This window comes from Phragmitibacter flavus, assembly GCF_005780165.1.
In the GTDB taxonomy this organism is placed as follows: domain Bacteria; phylum Verrucomicrobiota; class Verrucomicrobiia; order Verrucomicrobiales; family Verrucomicrobiaceae; genus Phragmitibacter; species Phragmitibacter flavus.
Genome location: NZ_VAUV01000012.1, coordinates 39,727 through 61,600, shown reverse-complemented (window position 1 = coordinate 61,600; position 21,874 = coordinate 39,727). Strand labels below are relative to the sequence as shown.

Genomic DNA, 21,874 nt, shown 5'->3' with positions numbered 1-21,874 from the left:
AACCATTAGCCACGTCTCTCCCACCCATCGCGTCCTCCAAATCGGACCACCGACGTGTCGTCGGTCATCAGTCTTTAGCCTTTAGCCCTTCGATGAACTACCTCTCCCAAATCTTCTCCATCGCCCTCTTCAACCTGCGCACCATCCCCCAGCGCACCGGTTCCTCCATCACCGCCGCCATCGGCATCGCCGGGGTCGTTGCCGTCCTCGTCGGCGTCCTTTCCATCGCAGAAGGATTCAAAAAAGCCATGACTTCCGCCGGCAGCCCTGACGTCGCCATCGTCCTGCGCAAAGGTTCCACCGATGAAATGTCCAGCGGCATCAGCCGCGAACAAACCCGCATCATCGCCGACGCCCCCGGCATCGCCCGCAACGCCGCAGGACCCATCACCTCCGCCGAACTCTTCGTCATCATCAGCCTTCCCAAAATCAGCACCGGCACCGATGCCAACGTCCCCATGCGCGGCGTCGAACCCGGTGCCTTCGACGTCCGCGGCACCATCAAACTTCTTCAAGGCCGCCGCATCGAACCCGGCAAAAACGAAATCATGGTCGGTGCCGGAGCCGCCTCCTCCTTCGCCGGACTCGAACTCGGCAAAACCCTCGAAATCGGACAAAACAAATGGGAAGTCGTCGGCATCTTCAGCGCCAACGGCGGCCTTGCCGAATCTGAAATCTGGACCGACGCCGGTGTCCTCCAACCCGCCTACAAACGCGGCACCACCTTCCAATCCGTCTACGCCCGTCTCGCCTCCCCTGGAGCCTTCCAGCAATTCAGCGATGCCGTCACCAAAGACCCCCAACTCGAAGTCAAAACCGAACGCCTCTCCGACTTCTACGCCTCCCAGTCCGACATGCTCTCCAACTTCATCACCACCATCGGCACCTTCATCGCCGGCATGATGGCCCTTGGTGCCCTCTTCGGAGCCCTCAACACCATGTATGGCGCGATCTCCACCCGCACCCGCGAGATCGCCACCCTCCGCGCCCTCGGCTTCGGATCCGGCCCCGTCGTCATTTCCGTTCTCGTCGAATCCCTCGCCCTTGCTCTCATCGGCGGCACCCTCGGGGCCGCCCTCGCCTACATCGCCTTCAACGGCATGCAAACCTCCACCATGAACTGGCAAACGTTCAGCCAGGTCACCTTCGCCTTCGCCGTCACCCCTGCATTGCTCCTCCAGGCCATCATCTGGGCCAGCATCCTCGGCCTCCTCGGCGGCCTCTTCCCCGCCATCCGCGCCGCCCGACTCCCCATCGCGAGCGCCCTCCGCGAGACCTAAAATAAAGTAGAAGGCTCGTCCCGAGCCTTTCATCCCACCCAAGGCTCGGGACGAGCCTTCTACATTCCAAGCCCCACTTCGTCATCAAAAACCACCTCCGACTTCCGACCTCCCACTTCCGACTTTGAAACACCTGTTCTTCGACGCCGCCGGCACCCTTATCGAACTCCGTGAATCCGTCGGCCAAACCTATTCCCGCATCGCCGCTACCCACGGCCTCAACGTCGACCCCATCCAGCTCCAACAAAATTTCCGCACCGCATGGAAAACCCATCCACCCGTCCTCCACGAAACCGGACCCTCCCCCGACGACGACCGCTCCTGGTGGCAGTCCCTCGTCGCCACCACCTTCGCCATCACCCTGGGCAAACCTCTTCCCGACACCACTCTCCTCCCGCTCTTTCACGATCTCTACCATCACTTCGAATCTCCCAACGCCTGGCAGCTCTTTCCCGACGTCCTCCCCACCCTCCAAAGCCTCGCCCCAAACTACCCTCTCCACATCCTCTCCAACTTCGACCGCCGCCTTCACTCCATCCTCCACGGCCTCGGCATCCATCATTTTTTCACGACCATCACCCTCTCCAGCGAAGTCGGTGCCAGCAAACCCCACCCCCGCATCTTCGCCCACGCGCAAACCCAGGCCGACATCACTGACCCCACCCACTGCCTCCTCGTCGGCGACGACCAACAATGTGACCACGACGGCGCCCTGCTCGCCGGCTGGCACCCCTACCTCCTCGACCGCCCCCAACACACCCTCGGCGACCTTCTGAAATTCCTTTCCAGACCCGCCAGCTCCAATTGAGGTTCTAGCCTCATCAATTCCAGTGAACACCCAGGACCTCATCAATCTCGGCATTCCCCTTGGCGATGCCCTCAAATTCGCCAACGTCCACATGCGTCGACTCTTCGCGGGCGGACTCGATCGCCCCCAAGTCGAAACCGACCTCATGAACATCGTCGCCGATCCCCCCTCCTACTTCAACGACCCCGACCGCGCCTCTCTCGCCCGCGCCCTCTACCGACCCGCCTACACCCCACGCGCCGAACTCGCCCCCTGGCAGCAATGGGGCGACGATCTGGACCCCGAAGCCATCAAACAAATCGCCAACGCCTGCGCCCTCCCTATCGCCTTCGCCGGTGCCCTCATGCCCGATGCCCATGTCGGTTACGGGCTTCCCATTGGCGGCGTCCTCGCGACTGAAAACGCGGTCATCCCCTACGCCGTCGGTGTCGATATCGCGTGTCGCATGAAACTCACCGTCTACGAGCGCAAGGCCAATGTCATCCCCGGCCAAAAAGACCGATTGGCAAACCTCCTCGAACACGAAACCCGCTTCGGCATGGGCTGTGAATTCGAAGTCCGTCGCCATCACGATGTCATGGACGAAGACTGGAGCATCACCCCCATCACCAAACGCCTCCATGAAAAAGCCTGGAAACAACTCGGCACCAGCGGCAGCGGCAACCACTTCGTTGAATTCGGCGCCTTCACCGTCACCGACCCCTCCCTCAACATCCCTCCCGGCGAATATCTCGCCCTGCTCAGCCACTCCGGCTCACGCGGCACCGGTGCCCAGGTCTGCGATGTTTACAGCAAACGCGCCATGTCGCGCCGCAACGAACTCCCCAACCAGCTCAAACACCTCGCCTGGCTCACCCTCGACGAAGCCGACGGACAAGAATACTGGGCCGCCATGAACCTTATGGGTCGCTACGCCGCCGCCAACCACGACATCATCCACAGACACATCACCAAAAAAGTTGGTGCCCACATCCTCCTCGACATCGAAAATCACCACAACTTCGCCTGGAAGGAAACCCATCACGGTCGCGAAGTCATCGTCCACCGCAAAGGTGCCACCCCCGCTGGTAACGGTGTCCTCGGCATCATCCCCGGCTCCATGGCCACTCCCGGCTATGTCGTGCGCGGCAAAGGCAACCCCGCCTCCCTTAACTCCGCTTCCCACGGCGCCGGCCGCATCATGAGCCGCACCAAAGCCCTCCAATCCTTCACCTGGAGCGCCGTCAAAAAACAACTCAAAAATGCCGGCGTCGACCTCCTCTCCTCCGGCCTTGACGAAGTCCCCGGCGTCTACAAAGACATCGAAACCGTCATGGCCGCCCAAACCGATCTCGTCGATATCCTCGGTCGCTTCGACCCCAAAATCGTCAAAATGTGTCCCCCCGGCGAAAAAGCCGAAGATTAACAAGAACCACCAGCCCGTCTCCCCATTTCATCCTTCCGCCTTCATCCCTCATCCTTTCAGCGCCGCTCCCCAAGTCTCCCCTTCCTTCACCACCCAATCCCCCTGGTGGCAAACTTTCAACTCCCCACCCCCCTCACAAACCAGCGTCACATCCTGACACCCGCCGCCATAAGTCACCTGCGACACGATCCCCGCCATCCGATACCCACCCACCCGCTCCACCGGCACCAATTCCAGCTCATCCGGCCTCACCCAACCCTCGGCACCCGCTCCCGCCCGCGCCATAAAATTGCACGGCCCAAATAGCGACGCCACATAACCATTCACGGGCCGATGATACACCTCATCCGGCGTGCCCATCTGCTCCAGCAACCCGTTGTGCATCACCACGATCCGGTCACTCACCGCCAACGCATCCCGCGTGTGATGCGTCACCAAAATTGCCGTCGCCCCGCACGCCCTCAACACCCGGCGCGTCTCATCCCGCAGCGACTCCCGCAACAACGGATCCAAACTGCTAAACGGCTCATCAAGCAACATCACCCCCGGATTCGTCGCTAACGCCCGAGCCAGCGCCACCCGCTGCCGCTCCCCTCCCGAAAGTTCATGCGGATACCGCCGACCATACCCCGCCAATCCAATCAACTCCAGCAACCCCTCCACCACTTTCACCCGCTCGGCCTTGGCCATTTTCGAAATCCCAAAACCCACATTCTGCCCCACCGTCAAATGCGGAAACAATGCATGGTGCTGAAACACCAACCCCACCCCACGCCTCTCCGGCACCACATGCAAACCCGCCCCTGAAATCACCCGCTCCCCCAACTTGATGGTCCCCGCATCCGCCGTTTCCAATCCGGCGATCAAACGCAACAACGTCGTCTTACCACTCCCGCTCTCCCCCACCAACGACACAAACTCGCCAGGCTGCACGACCAGACTCACGTCGTGCACCGCTGGACGGGCACCACGCTCATACCTTTTCGAAACCTGTTGGACTTCAAGCAAACTCATAACCGCTCCTGGCGGCGACCGCCACTATCCATAGACAGATGCGTCAATGGGATCAAGCCAACAAGACTCAGTATCACCAAAATCAACGCAGGAACCGCCGCTTCAGGAATACGACTCTCATCCGTCAATCTCACGATCAAAGTTGCCAGCGTCTCAAAATCAAACGGTCTCAACACCAGCGTCAGCGTCAACTCCTTAAAAATGTCCACAAACGCCAGCGTCGCCCCCGCCAGCAATGACGGCCACACCAACGGCAGATCCACCCGCCACAATGTCCGCCACGGTCCCATTCCTAGAGTGCGCGACACCTCATGCAAACTCCCCGAAATCCGCCGAAACCCCGCATCCACCGGCTGAATCCCCACCGCCAAAAACCTCGTGTAATAAGCGAACACCAATCCCAACACCGACGCACTCAACGCCGTCCACCCCATCCCCGGCCACTTCGAAATCATTGCCACCATCGCCCCCACCCCCACCGCCACCAGCGCACTCGGCAACGCATAACCAATCAACCCCACCCGCTGCGCCCATCGCAACGACGGAGCCCCAAAAAGCCGCCTCCCCGCCACCACCAGCAACGCCCCCAACACAATCAAAACACCCCCCCCCCCCGCCAGCGAAAAACTATGCCACGCCGCCCGCAGCGACGCCTCCCATCCAAACGCCTCTCCCAGCGTCGCCCATGCCCAGCGCCCCAGCCTCACCCCCGGCACCAAAAAACCCAATCCCACCGGCACCAAACATCCCAACAATACCAACATCCCCCGCCACCCTCTGACCCTTCGCGGCGTCAAAAACACCTCGCCACTCCCCCCCTCGAATCCACGCCTGCCACGCTGCCCCCGCTCCATCAACACCCCCGCCATCGCAAACGCCAGCAACAACAACGCCAGTCGGATCGCCACATGCAGATGCCCCTCGCTCAGCCACGCGCGAAACACCCCAACGGTCAGCGAACTGATCCCAAAATAATGCGATACCCCGTAGTCATTTAGCGTCTCAAAGACCACCAAACTCGACCCCGCCACCACCGCCGGACGCGACATCGGCAGCGCCACCCTCCAAAAAATCTTCCACGGCCCCACCCCCAACATTCGCGCTGCCTCCAACGATGCCGCCGCCTGCCGCGAGAACGACGCCAGCGCCGTCAGATACACATAGGGATACAACGTCGCCCCCATCACCACCACCGCCAGACTCCACCTCGCCACCTGTTGTGCCAAAAGAAAAGCCTCCACTCCAAACTGCTGCCTCACCCACACATAAACCGGCACCAGCCCCTGCACCGCATCCGCATAAGCCAGCGCCGCCACATACCCCGGCATCGCCAGCGGTAAGACCAGTGCCCATCTCAACACCCACTTGCCCCGAAAATCACAAGTCGCCATCCACCACGCCGTCGGCACCCCCAACACCAAAGCCAATCCCAACACCAACCCCACCAGCATTCCCGTCTGCCACACATACCCCGCCAGCAACGACTCCACCACATGCGCCCACGCCTCCCCTCCCGGCTCAAACGCCCGCGACAACACCATTAAAATAGGCACCACCACCAGCAACGCCGGCAACCAGCACAACCCCACGCCCCAGCGTAGCTTCATCCCAACCTTCGTGCTAGAACCGCGCCTTTCCTCAACCATATGAACCCCCAAACTGACACCGACCAACCTCTCCATCAACCCTTAGCCTTTATCCTTTCGCCTTTATCCTTTCATTGACTCCCCGCGAAATCCCCTGTTCATCTCTTCTGCCCATTTTCGCCCCTGCCATTTTTGCCATGAGTTCCGCCGCCGCCAGTCCCTCACTCTCCCCCAAACTCCAAAGCGAAGTCAACCGACGCCGCACCTTCGCCATCATCTCCCACCCCGACGCCGGCAAAACCACCCTCACCGAAAAATTCCTCCTCTACGGCGGCGCACTGCAGCTCGCCGGCTCCGTCACCGCCCGCAAATCCCAGCGCGCCACCGCCTCCGACTGGATGGAGCTCGAGAAAAAACGCGGCATCTCCGTCAGCTCCACCGTCCTCCAGTTCGAATACCACGACTGCGTCATCAACCTCCTCGACACCCCCGGCCACAAGGACTTTTCCGAAGACACCTACCGCGTCCTCACCGCTGTCGACGCCGCCGTCATGGTCATCGACGCCGGTAAAGGCATCGAATCCCAAACCCAAAAACTCTTCGAAGTCTGCCGCCAGCGCGGCATCCCCATCTTCACCTTCATCAACAAAATGGACCGCCCCGCGCGCGATCCCCTCGAACTGATGGACGAAATCGAACGCGTCCTCAGCCTCCACGCCTACGCCGTCAACTGGCCCCTCGGCGACGGCAAAGCCTTCTGCGGCGTGTTTGATCGCATCGACAGCCTCGTCCACACCTACGAACGCACCAGCCACGGCTCCTCCCGCGCCCCCGTCGCCGTCCACGGCGCCAAAGACGACAGCCTGCGCAACATGCTCGACCCCGACCTCTACCAGCGCTTCAGCGACGAGATCGAAATGCTCGACGGCGCCGGAGCCACCTTTGACCTCCCCCAAATCCTCGACGGCGAACTCACCCCCGTCTTCTTCGGCTCCGCCGCCAACAACTTCGGCGTCGACATGCTCCTCGACGCCTTTCTCAAATACGCCCCGCCCCCCTCCGACCACCAAGTCGGCGAAAAAACCATCCACCCCGCCCAACCAGACTTCTCCGGCTTCATCTTCAAAATCCAGGCCAATCTCGACCCCAAACACCGCGACCGACTCGCCTTCATCCGCATCTGCTCCGGAAAATTCGAGCGCGACATGAACGTCATTCACACCCGCACCGGTCGCAAACTCCGCCTCTCCAGCTCCCACAAACTCTTTGGCCGCGAGCGCGAAACCGTCGATGAAGCCTACGCTGGCGACGTCGTCGGCATTGTCGGTCACGGCGACTTCCAAATCGGCGACACCCTCGCCCAAGACCCCGACCTCCAATACCAGGAAATCCCCCGATTCTGTCCCGAACACTTCGCCTGGCTCCACAGCACCTCCAGCGCCCAGACCAAACGTTACCGCGAAGGCCTCGACCAGCTCCTTCAAGAAGGCGTCGTCCAGTCGTTTTACATGCGCGACAACGCCCAACGTCTCCCCCTTCTCGCCGCCGTCGGCCCCCTCCAGTTTGAAGTCGTCCAAGCCCGACTCGAATCCGAATACGGTGCCGAAACCCGTCTCGAAATCACCTCCTACGAAGCCGTCCGCTGGCTCCCCAAAGAAACCACCGTCGCCAGTTTAAGCACCGCCGTCATGCCCAGCGGCATCACCTTCGTCAGCGACGCCGCCGACCAGCCCGCCCTCCTCTTCCCCGACTCCTGGGCCCTCAAGTATTTCACCGAAAAAAACCCCACCATTCCGCTCAGCACTTCCCCTCCCAAGTAGGCAGCAGGTGCCAAAATTTTCCCCCTTCGATGGTCAGCTCGCAAGGCTGGTGCCCATCCGGTGCCCGTAATTTCCGTGCGGATTTCATTGATTCCGACGGTTCGCTTCTTCGCGAGGATTCACTCCACTCCGACCCTGCATCTCGTCCTCTTCCCGAAAAAACCGTAATCGCCCTCAAAATCGCCCATCTGCCTCCGTATTCCTTAAGTCCCCATGCTCCATCGTTCCGTCCTTTTCATCCCCATCCTCCTCGTCACCGGCCTCCTTCTTCGTGCCGAATCTGCCCCCGCCATCCCCGCCGGTTGGAACGACATTGCCGTCGTTCTTGAAGAATCCTGCTACCACTGTCACGGCCCCGAAGACCCCGAGGCCAACCTCAACCTCGAGGCCCTGCACGGCGACCCCGCCTTGTTCGCCCAATACGAGATCTGGACCAAAGTCGAACACGCCATCGCCAGTGGCGAAATGCCTCCCAAAAAGAAGCTCCCACCCCACGCCAAAACCCAGCTCACCACCTGGCTCCACGGCGAACTCGACAAAGTCGCCCGCGCCAACGCCGGCGACCCTGGCCTCGTCACCGTCCGCCGACTCACCAACGTCGAATACGACAACACCATCCGCGCCCTCACCGGCGGACTCGACCTCAATCTGTCCGCCGACTTCCTCCCCGACGGCGGCGGCGGTGAAGGTTTTTCCAACGTCGGCGATGTCCTCTTCGTCAGCCCCCAGCAACTCGACAAATACCTCTCCGCCGCCCGCAAACTCGCCGACCAGGCCACCATCCTCCCCGGCACCGGCGTCCGCTTCCAGCCCACCCGGGTCGGCATGCGCGGCCCCGAACAACTTCGCGACCAGGCCGAACAAGCCCTCTATGTCTGGTATCAAAAAATGTCCGCCGAACACCTCCCCAAAGACGGCGACGATCTCCTCGAAGACGACTACCTGCTCGCCGCCTGGCGTCACAAACACCAGGACCTCACCGGCGCAAGTTCCCTCCCCGAACTCGCCAAACAGAACAACCTCAACCCCATCTTCCTGCAAAACTGGTGGAACATGCTCAACACCCCCACTCCCCAGTCCCGCTTCCTCGACCTCACCCGCCACGCCTGGCGCGATCTCCCCCCACCCGACCCCGCCAATCCCAAGGAGATCCCCGACTCCGTCCGCAAAGCCGTCACCACCATCCAAACCAACGACCGCTCCTGGCGCGACGATCGCCGCGTCCAACGTCGTCAGCAGGACTCCGACGGCATCCGCCCCTACCCCTTCAGCGCCGACACCCACGGCAAAAGTCAGGTCACCATCGTCCTCGGCCAGCTCGACGACGGCAATCGTGGCGACCATGTCCTCTTCAGCAACCTTACCCTCATCCGCGGCAAAAACAAAAAACGCGAAGCCTATCAACCCTGGCTCCAGCGCCGACTCGAAACCGACCGTCAGGCCCTCCAAAAAGCCACCACCGAAAACAATCAATCCGCCATCGATTCGTTAAAGAAACGCATCACCCAAGCCGAAACGCTTCTCGCCAAATTCGGCAAACACACTGTCCCAGGCAAAACCACCGAACCCACCGCCCTCTACCTCCAGGCCCCCATTGCGCTCTCCCTCCCCCTGCCCGAAGACAACCTTCGCTTCGAGGCCCGCGGTCAACTCGACCTCCGCCATCCCGACGCCGACTTCGCCTCCACCCAATGGCTCGCCACTACCGGCCCCGTTCCCGACCCCAATAAAATCATCCCCGGCGAACTCATCATCTGGAAACGCAGCACACCAGCCCATAACCTGATCATGAAGGAATTCAGTGTCATGAAACAAGCCTTCCCCGACGAATACAACCGACGTCTCGAGGAAATCACCCGCAACCCCAATCGCAACCCCGACAACCCTCCCGGCAAAAATTTCTATCCCGGCGTTTACTACTTCAGCGACACCCAGCTCAAGTCCATCCTCCCACCCGCCGAACAGGAAAACTTCCTGCGCATGCAAACCGACCGACGCCTCACCCGCCGCACCAAGCTTGATCCAAAAGACGCCATCGAATGGGACACCTCCGTCCAACGCCACCTCCACTACTTCGCCAGCCTCGCGTGGCGTCGACCCATCACCGACGGCGAAAAATCCCACGTCACCACTCTCTACACCGAAGCTCTCAAACGCGATCTCGACCGCGAATCCGCCGCCCGTGAAGTCGTCGTCCGACTCCTCATCGCCCCCGACTTCATCTTCAAACTTGAAGGCTCCACCAAGCCCGGCGAACACCCCATCACCGGCCCTGAGCTAGCCACCCGACTCGCCTATTTCCTCTGGTCATCCCCACCCGACCACCAACTCCGCAAAGCCGGAGCCGACGGCAGCCTTCTCAAACCCGAAGTCCTCGAAAGCGAAACCCGCCGACTCCTCAAAGACCGCCGTGCCGCCAACCTCGCCCGCGAATTTGCCGGTCAATGGCTCCAGTTCCACGCCTTCGACAAAAACACCACGCCCGATCCCACCAAATTTCCCGAATTTACCGGCGACCTGCGCCGCGATATGTATCGAGAAACCACTGAGTTTTTCACCCACCTCATCCGTGAAGACCGACCCGTCACCGACATCCTTCTTGCCGACTACACCTTCCTCAATGAGCGCCTCGCCAAACACTACAACATCCCCAACATCACCGGCTCCGAGTTCCGCAAAGTCAGCGTCTCCAACCACCAGCGCGGCGGCGTCCTCGGCATGGGCAGCCTGCTCACCAAAACCTCCTTCCCTCAGCGCACCAGTCCCGTTCTGCGCGGCGACTGGCTCCTTCATGCCATCCTCGGCACCCCCACGCCCCCACCTCCCGCCGATGTCCCCCAACTCGACGACTCCGCCAGCAAAGCCACCACCCTGCGCGCCAAGCTCGAAGCCCACCGCGCCGCCGCCGCCTGCGCCAGTTGCCACGACAAAATCGACCCCCTCGGATTCGCCCTGGAGGCCTACGATCCCATCGGTCGCCTGCGAACCAACGACGAGTCAGGCGTCCCCATCGACAACCGTGCCACCACCGCCGACGGCACCGACCTCGACGGCATGGACAGCCTCAAAAAATACCTCGGCACCCGCAACGCCCAATTCCAAACACTTCTCAGCCGCAAACTCATCGGCTACTCCCTCGGTCGCTCGGTCCAACCTACCGACAAAGTCCTCATTGAAACCATGGTAAAATCCATGAATCAAAACGACACCCGTTTCCCCTCCGCCGTCCTCACCCTGGTCACCTCCCGCCAGTTCCAAAACCGACGCAACGAGTAGTCTCTTTGCCGACCTGTGGCCCACCATGGAGCGCCGACGTGTCGTCGGCTTAGTGGTCTAGTTAAATCCTCGGAGCCACCACGATATGCTTAGCACTATAGCAAGTGGGAAAAAAATTAAAAAAATCCATACCTCAAGGCAACTAAATCTCCCCTCGTCGCAAGGCGACCACGGCGTAACACAATCAGCAACGTTAATATCGCATTAATCCCGACACCGTAAGTAACGAGTTGGAGAGTCGCCCCCCCATCCGTGAGCAACACAGAAACGATTATTAGCACCAATTGGACACCTAGCGATGCAAAGATGTTACCAAAAACCGACTTTGATACTGTGAACTTTTCAAGCATCAGACCTTAATTGACCGCTCCATACCAGCACCTCACCTCCCCGACCCGGGCCCCACATCCTTCATCTCCTCATCTTTCCTTGCCCTCGCACCAGGCAACTTCACCCCCAAAATCGACAAACAATAGATCAGCAACCCCGTCACCGCCGCCTCATCAATGTTACCAATTAGCGGCACGTTATCTGGAATCAGCTCAATAAAACCCGCTCCCGGATTCAGCAAATAAACCGCGCAAAATACCGCCCCCAAGGCAGCGAACACTTTGGCTTTGACACCACTACCACCAGCAGGAGTGGCGGACTGATCGATCTGCGGAGGACGATTCATCATACCCTATACGTTCCACCCCCCGCCAATAAATCAACCTGAGAACCGCACGCCCACTGGGAAGGCCGACGTGTCGTCGGCCAAAACCCATGGAGTGCCGATGTTTCATCGGCCATCCCACCATCAGTCGAGCTTACCCCACCTGATAATTCACCGGCTCCTCCGTGATCACAATATCATGAGGATGACTCTCCTTCAGCCCCCCCGCCGTAATCCGCACAAACCGCGCTTTCTCCCTCAACTCCTGCAACGTATTCGCGCCCACATACCCCATCCCACTGCGCAATCCGCCCATCAGTTGGAACACCACATCACTCAACGGCCCCTTGAACGGCACCCTCGCCTCTACCCCTTCCGGCACCAGTTTGCCCGAAGAATTCTGCCCATATCGGTCACCCGCTCCCTTGCGCATCGCCTTCAACGAACCCATTCCGCGATACTCCTTAAACGTCCGGCCCTGCCACTTCACCATCGCACCCGGACTCTCCTCCGTCCCTGCCAGCAAACCACCAATCATCACCAAATCCGCGCCGGCAGCGATCGCTTTCACCACGTCGCCGGAGAACCTCACCCCACCATCAGAAATCACCGTAACTCCACGTGGTCGGCAAACTTCCGCCACTTCCTGAACCGCCGTAAACTGCGGCATGCCTACCCCAGAAATCACCCGCGTCGTGCAGATCGAACCCGGTCCAACCCCCACCTTGATCGCCGCCGCACCCGCATCACAAAGGGCACGCGCCCCGTCCGCCGTCACCACATTCCCCGCCACCACCGGCGTGCCATCACCCAACGCCTCACGCAATTTTTCAATCACCTGCAGCGTCCGTGTGGTGTGACCCGTGGCCGCATCAATAAACACCGCATCCGCCCCTGCCGCCTGCACCGCCAGCGCCCGCTCCACACAATCTTCGCCCACTCCCACCGCCGCGCCAACCCGCAACCGACCCCGCTCATCCTTCGCCGCATTGGTAAACATCCGACGCTTCTCAATGTCCTGCTTGGTGATCAACCCCGCCAGCTTTCCCTCCGCATCCATCAACGGCAGCTTCTCGATCCGCTTCGCGTAAATAATCTTTAACGCCTCTTCCCAATTGGTATCCGGAGCCCCCGTTGCCAACCGCTCCTTCGGCGTCATCATCACATGCACCGGGGTCGAATCATCTTCCAAATACCAAGTGTCCCGACTGGTCACCATCCCCACCAAAACCCCCGCATCATCCACCACCGGAAAACCACTCACGCCTTTGACCTGCATCAAATGATTTAACTCGCCCAACGTCGTATCCGGCGTCACCGTCAACGGCCTAAGAATCACCGTGTTCTCCGACCGCTTCACCCGCGAAACTTCCTCGACTTGATACTCAATGGTGCAAGCGCGATGCACCACACCCATCCCACCCTGACGCGCCAAAGCGATCGCCAGTTCACTCTCCGTCACTGTATCCATCGCCGAGGACAGAATCGGAATATTCAGCGGAAGACTTGGACAAAGCCGGGTATCCAACAGGACCTCACCCGGTAAAACGCTGCTTCTCGCCGGCAGCAGGAGGACATCATCAAAAGAAAGAGACAGTGGTATTTCGCCCATGTTCCATCTAAGCCGAGCCAAGACTCTTGTCAGGTGATTTTTTCAGGAAACCCATCATCTCCTTACCACCAAGGCCCAAACCGCGCCCACCAACAACAATACCGCCACCGCTGCAAACACCTTGCGCCCACCGCGCGTCCCGTCACGCCTTAACAAAATGATGTTCCGACCATACAAAAACGGCAAAAAACAATTCCCCAGAATCAGCGGCGCTTTGTCGATGTGCAGGAAATACAGCAAATTCAGCACGCTTCCCCAAAAGCTCAAATGCCAGAAATACCAGGGGATCACCAACTTCTTCTCCTTCTCGCTCTGCAGCCACTGAAGCACAAACCGGCTTCCAAAAATCGCCGCACCGAGAAATCCCGTCGCGGTCCACAGGGCCGAATCCGCATACAACCATCCCCCCAGCACCGGCTCCAAAAACCTTTGCAAAAATCCACCGGTGGTCGCCGCGTCAGCCATAATCGAATCGTCAATTTAACCAGGAACCTATCAAACTCAGACGAAAAACCGCTTCGCCTTGTCGAGAAAGCTCTCATGCATCGGCGAATGATTTTCGCCCAGCACCTTCGCAAAATCCGACAGCTTGTCTTTCTGTTCCTGCGTCATTTTCGTTGGAACGGCGATCTTGACATGCACATACAGATCGCCTTTGCGATCCGCATTGAGGTGCTTCACCCCCTGGTTCTTCAATCGGAACGTCGCCCCGTTTTGAGTCCCCGCCGGAATCTTCACATTCGCCTTGCCCTGCAACGTCGGCACCGACAACTCACCGCCCAACGCCGCAATCGGATAGGACAACGGCACCGCACAATGCAGATCATGCCCGTCACGCTCAAACACATCATGCGCCTTGATCTGCACCACGACATAAAGGTCACCATTCGGACCGCCTCTCACGCCTGCTTCGCCATCCCCGGTGAACCGCACGCGTGATCCCTCATCAATCCCCGCAGGAATTTTGATGGTGATCTTCGTCCGCTCCTTCATCCGACCACTGCCTGCGCAATCGCCACACGGATCCGAAATCATCTGCCCCGTGCCCATGCACTCCGGACACGTTTGCTGAACCTGAAAAAATCCACGCGAACTCACCACCTGACCCACGCCGCCGCAAGTCCGGCACTGCTTTGTGCCACTGCCACTTTTCGAACCACTGCCGCTGCACTTTTTGCAACCCACCAGCCGTTCGTATTCCAACTCGCGTTCCATCCCCCTCGCCGCCTCTTCCAGCGAAATCTCCAATCCGTAACGCAAATCCCCACCACGCTGCGGACCATCCGAACGCCGGCTGCGCCGACCACCGCCACCACCAAAAAACGTCTCGAAAATATCGCCCGCCCCACCAGCACCTCCCGCACCGCCAAACACTTCGCGGAAAATATCAAACGGATCATGTCCGCCCGGCGAACCACCACCCGCTCCACCAGCAAAGGCCGCATGACCATACCGGTCAAACGCCGCGCGCTTCTGCTCATCGCTCAGCACATCATACGCCTCGCTCAACTCCTTAAACTTGTCCTCTGCCGTCGCATCCCCAGGATTTTTGTCTGGATGATACTGCACCGCCAGCTTGCGGTAAGCCTTTTTGATCTCTTCCTGCGTCGCCGTTTTGCTGACGCCGAGAACTTCGTAATAATCGCGCTTGGTGGCCATGTGTTACAACAAATCTACCCTGGTAAAATCACTCCAACTTAAACCTTACTCCGCTTTCGCCGGCCCACTCGAAACCACCACATTGGCGGGACGCAACAAACGCTCCTTCAACTTGAACCCGCGACGCAACACCCGCAGAACCCCACCATCCGCCACTTCCTCACTCGCCTCCTGGCTCACCGCTTCGTGCATGTTCGGATCAAAAACCCCGCCCACCTCAGGGCTCACATCTTCCACCGCCTGCTCCTTCAAAAAGTCCGCCAGCTGACGCTTCACCATGTTCAGCCCAAGGAAAATCATGCTCTTCTCATTTTCCACACGTGCAGCCTCAAGGCCCATTTCAAAATTGTCCATGATCGGCAACAACGAACGCAACAAGTCCGCATTCCCATAAGCCCGCGACTCCTGCATCTCCCGCGCCGAACGCTTGCGATAGTTGTCCAGCTCCGCCGCATTGCGCAACGCCAGATCCTTCCACTTCGCCACCTCCGCCTCCAGTTCGGCCATCGGATCGCGCGCTTGCTCCTGCTCCTGCATCACCTCGCCCTCTTGCGCCTGTTCGGCTCCAGCAATCGGTGACTGCTCGTCGCTCACCACGGCTTCAATCTCTTTTTCAACAATCGGTTCTACGGTCTCTGGCTGGCTCATGATAAATCGGTAAATGGAAGAAAAAAATTTCAGGGGACCGGCACTATGCACCCAATCCCCAAACAGGCAACCCCCGGTTGATCCCCTTCCCCATTACGTCTCCCAAAACCCCTCCAGCCGATCAAACCCCTCCACCATCCACATCCGTCGATAAACTTCCCCATCCGCCACGTTTGCAATATTCGCCAATATTCCCCCACCTTCGCTATTGACGCAGCCCCCGACTTTTCCCATCATCACCCTCCTGCCAAAAAGAAGATCAGATATCCGATTAGACCGACATCTCCCTGCCCTATTTCACCCATGAGCTCCGACTTCAAATCCATCCTGACTGAGAACCGCCTGTTCGAACCCTCCGCCGAATTCAAAAGCAAGGCCCGCATCAGCAGCATGGAAGACTACCAGCGTCTGCACGCCGAATCCCTCAACGACCCCGACACCTTCTGGACCCGCGAAGCCTCCGAGCTCACCTGGCAGCAACCCTGGACCAAAGTCCTCGACTGGCAGCCTCCCTTCGCCAAATGGTTCGTCGACGCCAAACTCAACGTCAGCGAAAACTGTGTCGACCGCCACGTCGCCGCCGGCAAAGGCGACAAACCCGCCATCCTCTGGGAAGGCGAACCCGGCGACACCCGCACCATCTCCTACGCCGAATTGCAAACCGAAGTCGCCACCTTCGCCGCCGTCCTCCTCAACCATGGCATCAAAGCCGGCGACCGCGTCATCATCTACATGCCCATGGTGCCCGAGGCCGCCATCGCCATGCTCGCCACCGCCCGAATCGGCGCCGTCCACAGCGTCATCTTCGGCGGCTTCAGCTCCGAATCCATCAAGGACCGTCTCCTCGACTCCGGTGCCACCGCCGTCATCACTGCCGATGGCGGCTACCGACGAGGCAAAGTCGTCCCCCTCAAGGACAACGTCGACACCGCCCTCAAAAACGCCCCTCACGTCACCACCGTCATCGTCCTCAAACGCACCGGACAGAACATCGCCATGCAGGAAGGTCGCGACGCCTGGTGGCACGACGAAACCGCCAAAGTCACCGAAGGCGCCCCTGCCAACGGCTTTGACTCCGAGCATCCCCTTTTCATCCTCTACACCTCCGGCTCCACCGGCAAACCCAAAGGCATCCTCCACACCTCCGGCGGTTACCTCACCGGCACCTACGTCTCCAGCAAATACATCTTCGACCTGCGCGAAGACGACGTCTACTGGTGCACCGCCGACGTCGGCTGGATCACCGGCCACTCCTACATCGTCTTTGGTCCTCTCTCCAACGGTGCCACCATCCTCATGTATGAAGGAGCCCCCGACACCCCGCATCAGGGCCGCTTTTGGGAAATCGTCGAAAAATACAAGGTCAGCATCCTCTACACCGCCCCCACCGCCATCCGCGCGTTCATCAAATGGGGCGATGACCACGTCGACAAATTCGACCTCTCCAGCCTCCGCCTCCTCGGCTCCGTCGGCGAACCCATCAACCCCGAAGCATGGATGTGGTATCACCACAAAATCGGCGGTGGCCGCTGTCCGATCGTCGACACTTGGTGGCAGACCGAAACCGGCTCCATATTGATCACCCCGCTCCCCGGCGTCACCCCCACCAAACCCGGCACCGCCACCCTCCCCTTCTTCGGCGTCGACGCCGCCATCCTCGATGAAGACGGCAAAGAAGTCGGACCCAACGAAGGCGGGAAACTCGTCATCCGCAAACCCTGGCCCTCCATGCTGCGCACCCTTTACGGCGACAATGATCGCTACAAGGAAGTCTACTGGAGCACCTACGAAAACATCTACCTCGCCGGCGACAGCGCCCGCCGCGACGACGACGGTTATTTCTGGATCATGGGCCGCATTGATGACGTGCTCAACGTCTCCGGTCACCGCCTCGGCACCGCCGAAGTCGAATCTGCCCTCGTCTCCCACGAATCCGTCGCCGAAGCCGCCGTTGTTGGCCGTCCCGACGAACTCAAAGGCCAGGCCGTTGTCGCCTTCGTCACCGTCAAAGGCGGAGTCGACCCCACCCCCGAACTCGCCGCCGCATTGAAAAAACACGTCGCCAATGTCATCGGTGCCATCGCCCGACCCGACGACATCCGCTTCGCCGCGGGTCTCCCCAAAACCCGTTCCGGCAAAATCATGCGCCGACTCCTCAAAGAAATCTGTGCTGGTGGCGTGATCAAAGGCGACACCACCACCCTCGAAGACCTCAACGTCATCGCCTCCCTCCAGGCCTCCGGCAAAGACGAAGACTAAGTCGAACTTCAATCATCATCGTCGTGACACAGGCTTGCAGCCTGTGGGTCGGACAGGCATTTTGCCTGTCCTTCTTTTTGCCTGGTCACTCACTGGAAGTTGATTTCCAGCATCCTTATTTCCCACGCCCCCCCCTTAGCTGTCCATCCGAGCGTTGTTGGGGATCCCCAACCTCACCGGCACCGAAGGCGGTGTCTGCCAATGGTGATCAAACCACCGCTCCCTTGTGTCATTGTAGTCGCTTTCTACCGGAATCCCGAAGTCGACCTTCAATGGATCCGTCATCAACACCTCAGGCTCTTCTGATCCAAACCACGACCAATAGTCCTCATTGAGCTGCTCAAGAGTCACCACTTCCGAACCTGAACTCACCTCCTTTCCCCCCAACTGCCGGTCTCGAAGAACCTCGACCACCAAAACCAGATTCGTCACCAGCGAAACAACCAGCGCCAACTTCAAAGCCTTCATCGCGAAACTTCTCACCGGATGACCGTGCCGTCAAACTCTCCGACTGTCCTGCCGACCTCCATCCAAATCCCACCCCCCAAACAAAAAGCCTGTTCCTCCAAAACAAATCCTGGTTATCCTGCTTTAATAGCGCCGCCCATCATGTCTTCCCCTTCCATCGACTCCCTTCTCGAAGCCGCCGAACAACACCAAGCCAGCGATGTGTTCCTTCAGGAAGGCGAGATCCCACGCATGAAGATCAACGAGCAGATCATGGTCTTCGACACCGAACCCATGTCCCTCGGACAGCTCACCGCCCTCTGGCAATCCTGCGGAGCCGATCCCCGCACCGACATGGACCGCGACTCCGGCCTCCTCTCCCATCAGCACGTCCGCTTCCGGGTCAACCTTCACCGCACCATGGGCCGACTCGCCGCCGTCCTACGTCGCATCAAAACCGAAGTCCCCACGCTCGACACCCTCGGCGTCCCCGAAGCCTTGCTCGCCAAATGGGCCGAACGCGGCTTCGGCCTCATCCTCGTCACCGGCCCCACCGGCTCTGGCAAAAGCACCACCCTCGCCGCCCTGCTTCAATGGATGAACCAAAACCTCGCCCGCCACATCGTCACCATCGAAGACCCCGTCGAATACATCTTCCTCAATCAGCAATCCCACTTCACCCAACGAGAAGTCGGACGCGACACCTCCACCTTCGCCCATGGCCTGCGCTCCGCCATGCGCCAGGCCCCCGATGTCATTCTCGTCGGCGAAATCCGCGATTTCGAAACCGCCCTCACCGCTCTGCAAGCCGCCGAAACCGGCCACCTCGTGCTCGCCACCCTCCACTCCGAACGCGTCTCCGACACCATCGACCGCTACTACAACCTCTTCACCAAAGACCAGCTCGGCTACGGCGCCAACCTCCTCGCCGACCACCTCATCGGCATCCTCTGCCAAAAACTTGTCCGCAGCACCTCCGGCGGCCTTCATCTCCTTGTTGAACACCTGCAAAACGGCGGTGCCACGCGCGACTGGATCCGCCGACGTGAAGGCGGCAACCTGCAGGAACACCTCAGCCGCGGCACCGATCCCAACAACTCCTCCTTCCTCCGCTCCGCCCTCACAGCCTGGAAGTCCGGCATCATCACCGAAGAAGTCGCCATCGAATCCACCGGCAACGAATCCGAGTTCCGCCGCGCCATGCGGGGAATCGCTTAGGGGTTGAAAGAGAAGTCGATTCCAACCACCGCCGACCTCCACTTCTCCTCTCACTACTTTTCACTCTTCCCGTTTCACTTTTCACTTTCCTTCCATGGACCTCGTCGACTACCTCACCCTCGCTCGCGAACGCGGAGCTTCCGACCTCCACATCACCCCCAACGCCCCGCCCACCGCACGCATCTTCGGTGCCCTGCAACCCCTGAGCGACAAACCCCTCAGCGCACTCGAAACCCGCGAAATCGTCTACGGCGTCTTGAAGGAAAACCAGCGCGCCCGATTGGAGCATGACTGGGAACTCGACTTCGCCATCCAGATCGAAGGTCTCGGACGCTTCCGCGCCAACGCCAGCTTCGCCCTCGGCAACGTCGAAGCCAACTTCCGCTTCATCGCCGGGAAGATCCCATCGCTTTCCGAACTCGGCCACTCCCCCACCGTCCAGGAATGGTGCCAGGCCAAATCCGGACTCATCCTCGTCACCGGCACCAGCGGCTCCGGCAAAAGCACCACCCTAGCCAGCATCACCCAAACCATCGCCCGCTGCCGACTCGCCAATATCGTCCTTGTCGAAGACCCCATCGAATTCGTGTTCGAACAAGGACACAGCCTGGTTCACCAGCGCGAAATCGGCTCCGACACCCAAAGCTTCGCCCAGGCCCTGCGCAGTGGACTCCGTCAGGACGCCGACGTGATCATCGTCGGTGAAATGCGCGATGAAGAAACCATCCACACCGCCCTCACCGCCGCCGATACCGGGCACCTCATCATCGGCACCCTTCACACCACCGATGCCGCCAGCGCCGTCTCCCGCATTCTTGACGCCTACCCGGAAAACCGCCACCGTTTTGTCGGTGCCCAGCTCGCCGCCTCGCTCCGCGGTGTCGTCTGCCAATACCTCCTCCCCCGCCACGACCAGCCCGGCCTCGTGCTCGCCACCGAACTCATGGCCGTTAACACCGCCATCGGAGCCTGCATCCGCGAACGCCGCCTCTCCCAGCTCCAGGGCCTCATGCAGATCGGTTCCGCCGACGGCATGCACACCATTGACGACAGCCTCATGGAACTCCTCCTCGACAACCGCATCTCCCTCTCCGACGCCCTCGCCCACTGTTCCGAGCCCAACTACTTCAAGGAGCAATTCCAAAACGCCCGCCAGAAAAATCGCAAAGGCTGGTTCAGTCGTGTCCTCGGCAGTTGATCGCAATTCCCCCATTTCACCGCAAACAACCAGTTCATCTGAACCTGAATAAGTTGCTGGCGCGTTTGATTAGTTGCGCTAATCTCACGGAGAAAATATCAACCTGCCCTGTTCTTCCATCATGAAACTCGCGATCTTCATCCTTACCCTGATCCTCACCGTTCCCTCTGTCTTCGCCAACGTCCCTGATACCGAAGTCACCAGCCAGGGCGAGTTCGTTCGATTCTACACCGAGACCAACCCCGAAGTCAGCAGCCACGGCGTTTTCTCCGTGCGCAAATCTCAGATTGCCTGCGTGATGTGCGAAAAAGCCCAGAGCAGCGACGGATATTATCAAGTCTGGATCACCTCCATCCGCGAAGCCGGCAACGGGGGCATCAGCATCAAATACAAATTCGCCCGCTACGACGACGCCCTCAAATTTGTCGACCGCGTCTCCTCCGTCATCGGCCAGGCCAAGTAAAAAAAGTCCGCCACAAACCCCCCCGCTACCGCCCATGCGCCGCCTCGTCAAAGAGGGAATAGCCATGGGTGTTTTTTTTGTGCTGAACGAAGCGCAAAGGCGCTTCGTGTAGAGCCCCTTATCAAAGGTTTCGCAAAGATCCTCACAAAAATCTGTGCTTTTTCAAAAGGCCAGAAAGCGATCTAATAATATGGTGGCAGAGGGGAGAATCGAACTCCCGACCAAGGGCTTATGAGTCCCCTGCTCTACCGCTGAGCTACCCTGCCATGTGCGATTGAGGATGGGCAGACTACCCAGAAGCCCGTCGTTGTCAAACATGAAACACACCTTTCCGCGCCCGAGCCCACGTAGCAGCCGACGTGAGGAGGCTCTCCTCCTTCCGCCTTCCGCCTTCCGCCTTCCGCCTTCCGCCTTCCGCCTTCCGCCTTCCGACTGCCAAACCAAGAACCAAGAACCAAGAACCAAGAACCAAGAACCAAGAACCAAGAACCAAGAACTCCTGTCCCCACTTCCCATCACTTTTCTC

Annotated in this window: 18 protein-coding genes and 1 tRNA gene; 9 read left to right on the top strand and 10 right to left on the bottom strand. The window is 59.7% G+C overall.

The features are described from left to right. The first annotated feature begins 92 nt into the window (after positions 1–92). From FEM03_RS16535 to FEM03_RS16525, 3 genes are all read left to right on the top strand, one after another. Positions 93–1,280, top strand: a complete 1,188-nt coding sequence (locus tag FEM03_RS16535; RefSeq protein WP_138087395.1) for an ABC transporter permease — start codon at positions 93–95, stop codon at positions 1,278–1,280. 124 nt (positions 1,281–1,404) lie between these two features. Further along, the gene (locus FEM03_RS16530) at positions 1,405–2,088 is read left to right on the top strand and encodes an HAD-IA family hydrolase (protein ID WP_166442922.1); all 684 of its coding nucleotides are present in this window, start codon (positions 1,405–1,407) and stop codon (positions 2,086–2,088) included. A gap of 22 nt (positions 2,089–2,110) precedes the next feature. After that, a complete protein-coding gene (locus FEM03_RS16525; RefSeq protein WP_138087393.1) occupies positions 2,111–3,493 on the top strand; it encodes an RtcB family protein in 1,383 nt (460 codons plus the stop codon). A 48-nt stretch (positions 3,494–3,541) separates the two neighbouring features. Here FEM03_RS16525 and FEM03_RS16520 read toward each other — a convergent pair whose 3' ends face one another. After that, a complete protein-coding gene (locus FEM03_RS16520; RefSeq protein WP_138087392.1) occupies positions 3,542–4,507 on the bottom strand; it encodes an ABC transporter ATP-binding protein in 966 nt (321 codons plus the stop codon). After that, a complete protein-coding gene (locus FEM03_RS16515) occupies positions 4,504–6,114 on the bottom strand; it encodes an ABC transporter permease (RefSeq protein WP_166442921.1) in 1,611 nt (536 codons plus the stop codon). The genes FEM03_RS16520 and FEM03_RS16515 overlap by 4 nt, the downstream gene beginning before the upstream one ends. Before the next feature lie 176 nt (positions 6,115–6,290). Here FEM03_RS16515 and FEM03_RS16510 point away from each other — a divergent pair, with 176 nt between their 5' ends. Both FEM03_RS16510 and FEM03_RS16505 read left to right on the top strand, forming a co-directional pair. Then, positions 6,291–7,913: a peptide chain release factor 3 gene (locus tag FEM03_RS16510; RefSeq protein ID WP_138087390.1), complete on the top strand. Its 1,623-nt coding sequence runs from the start codon at positions 6,291–6,293 to the stop codon at positions 7,911–7,913. Between the two features lie 213 nt (positions 7,914–8,126). Continuing rightward, positions 8,127–11,189, top strand: a complete 3,063-nt coding sequence (locus FEM03_RS16505; protein WP_138087389.1) for a DUF1592 domain-containing protein — start codon at positions 8,127–8,129, stop codon at positions 11,187–11,189. 382 nt (positions 11,190–11,571) lie between these two features. On the opposite strand, the gene FEM03_RS16500 is transcribed toward FEM03_RS16505, so the two are convergent. The 6 genes from FEM03_RS16500 to FEM03_RS24500 all read right to left on the bottom strand — a co-directional run bounded on the left by FEM03_RS16500 (position 11,572) and on the right by FEM03_RS24500 (position 16,000). Then, positions 11,572–11,868: a DUF1232 domain-containing protein gene (locus FEM03_RS16500; protein WP_206171045.1), complete on the bottom strand. Its 297-nt coding sequence runs from the start codon at positions 11,866–11,868 to the stop codon at positions 11,572–11,574. A gap of 130 nt (positions 11,869–11,998) precedes the next feature. Continuing rightward, on the bottom strand, positions 11,999–13,456 hold the full coding sequence (gene guaB / locus FEM03_RS16495) for an IMP dehydrogenase (protein WP_138087388.1): 1,458 nt from the start codon (positions 13,454–13,456) through the stop codon (positions 11,999–12,001). Between the two features lie 54 nt (positions 13,457–13,510). Continuing rightward, positions 13,511–13,921 (bottom strand): lipid-A-disaccharide synthase N-terminal domain-containing protein, encoded by a 411-nt coding sequence (locus FEM03_RS16490; protein WP_138087387.1) that lies wholly within the window; start codon positions 13,919–13,921, stop codon positions 13,511–13,513. A 36-nt stretch (positions 13,922–13,957) separates the two neighbouring features. After that, positions 13,958–15,115 (bottom strand): molecular chaperone DnaJ, encoded by a 1,158-nt coding sequence (gene dnaJ, locus FEM03_RS16485; protein WP_138087386.1) that lies wholly within the window; start codon positions 15,113–15,115, stop codon positions 13,958–13,960. Positions 15,116–15,160: 45 nt separating this feature from the next. Then, positions 15,161–15,763 carry a nucleotide exchange factor GrpE gene (locus FEM03_RS16480; protein ID WP_138087385.1) on the bottom strand — a complete coding sequence of 201 codons (603 nt, stop codon included), beginning with the start codon at positions 15,761–15,763 and terminating at the stop codon, positions 15,161–15,163. Between the two features lie 93 nt (positions 15,764–15,856). Further along, positions 15,857–16,000, bottom strand: a complete 144-nt coding sequence (locus FEM03_RS24500) for a hypothetical protein (RefSeq protein WP_166442920.1) — start codon at positions 15,998–16,000, stop codon at positions 15,857–15,859. 66 nt (positions 16,001–16,066) lie between these two features. Here FEM03_RS24500 and acs point away from each other — a divergent pair, with 66 nt between their 5' ends. After that, complete coding sequence (gene acs, locus FEM03_RS16475; RefSeq protein WP_138087384.1) at positions 16,067–18,022, top strand: acetate--CoA ligase; 1,956 nt, start codon at positions 16,067–16,069, stop codon at positions 18,020–18,022. Between the two features lie 135 nt (positions 18,023–18,157). Here the strand turns inward: acs and FEM03_RS16470 are convergent, their stop codons facing one another. Next, entirely contained in the window at positions 18,158–18,490 is a 333-nt protein-coding gene (locus FEM03_RS16470; protein ID WP_138087383.1) for a hypothetical protein, read from the bottom strand. 141 nt (positions 18,491–18,631) lie between these two features. Here FEM03_RS16470 and FEM03_RS16465 point away from each other — a divergent pair, with 141 nt between their 5' ends. The 3 genes from FEM03_RS16465 (at position 18,632) to FEM03_RS16455 (ending at position 21,348) form a co-directional block, all read left to right on the top strand. Continuing rightward, the gene (locus FEM03_RS16465) at positions 18,632–19,687 is read left to right on the top strand and encodes a type IV pilus twitching motility protein PilT (protein ID WP_166442919.1); all 1,056 of its coding nucleotides are present in this window, start codon (positions 18,632–18,634) and stop codon (positions 19,685–19,687) included. A gap of 94 nt (positions 19,688–19,781) precedes the next feature. Further along, positions 19,782–20,885 (top strand): type IV pilus twitching motility protein PilT, encoded by a 1,104-nt coding sequence (locus tag FEM03_RS16460; protein WP_138087381.1) that lies wholly within the window; start codon positions 19,782–19,784, stop codon positions 20,883–20,885. Between the two features lie 121 nt (positions 20,886–21,006). After that, entirely contained in the window at positions 21,007–21,348 is a 342-nt protein-coding gene (locus tag FEM03_RS16455) for a hypothetical protein (RefSeq protein ID WP_138087380.1), read from the top strand. Positions 21,349–21,539: 191 nt separating this feature from the next. On the opposite strand, the gene FEM03_RS16450 is transcribed toward FEM03_RS16455, so the two are convergent. After that, positions 21,540–21,614, bottom strand: a tRNA-Met gene (locus tag FEM03_RS16450). Positions 21,615–21,874: the final 260 nt, after the last annotated feature.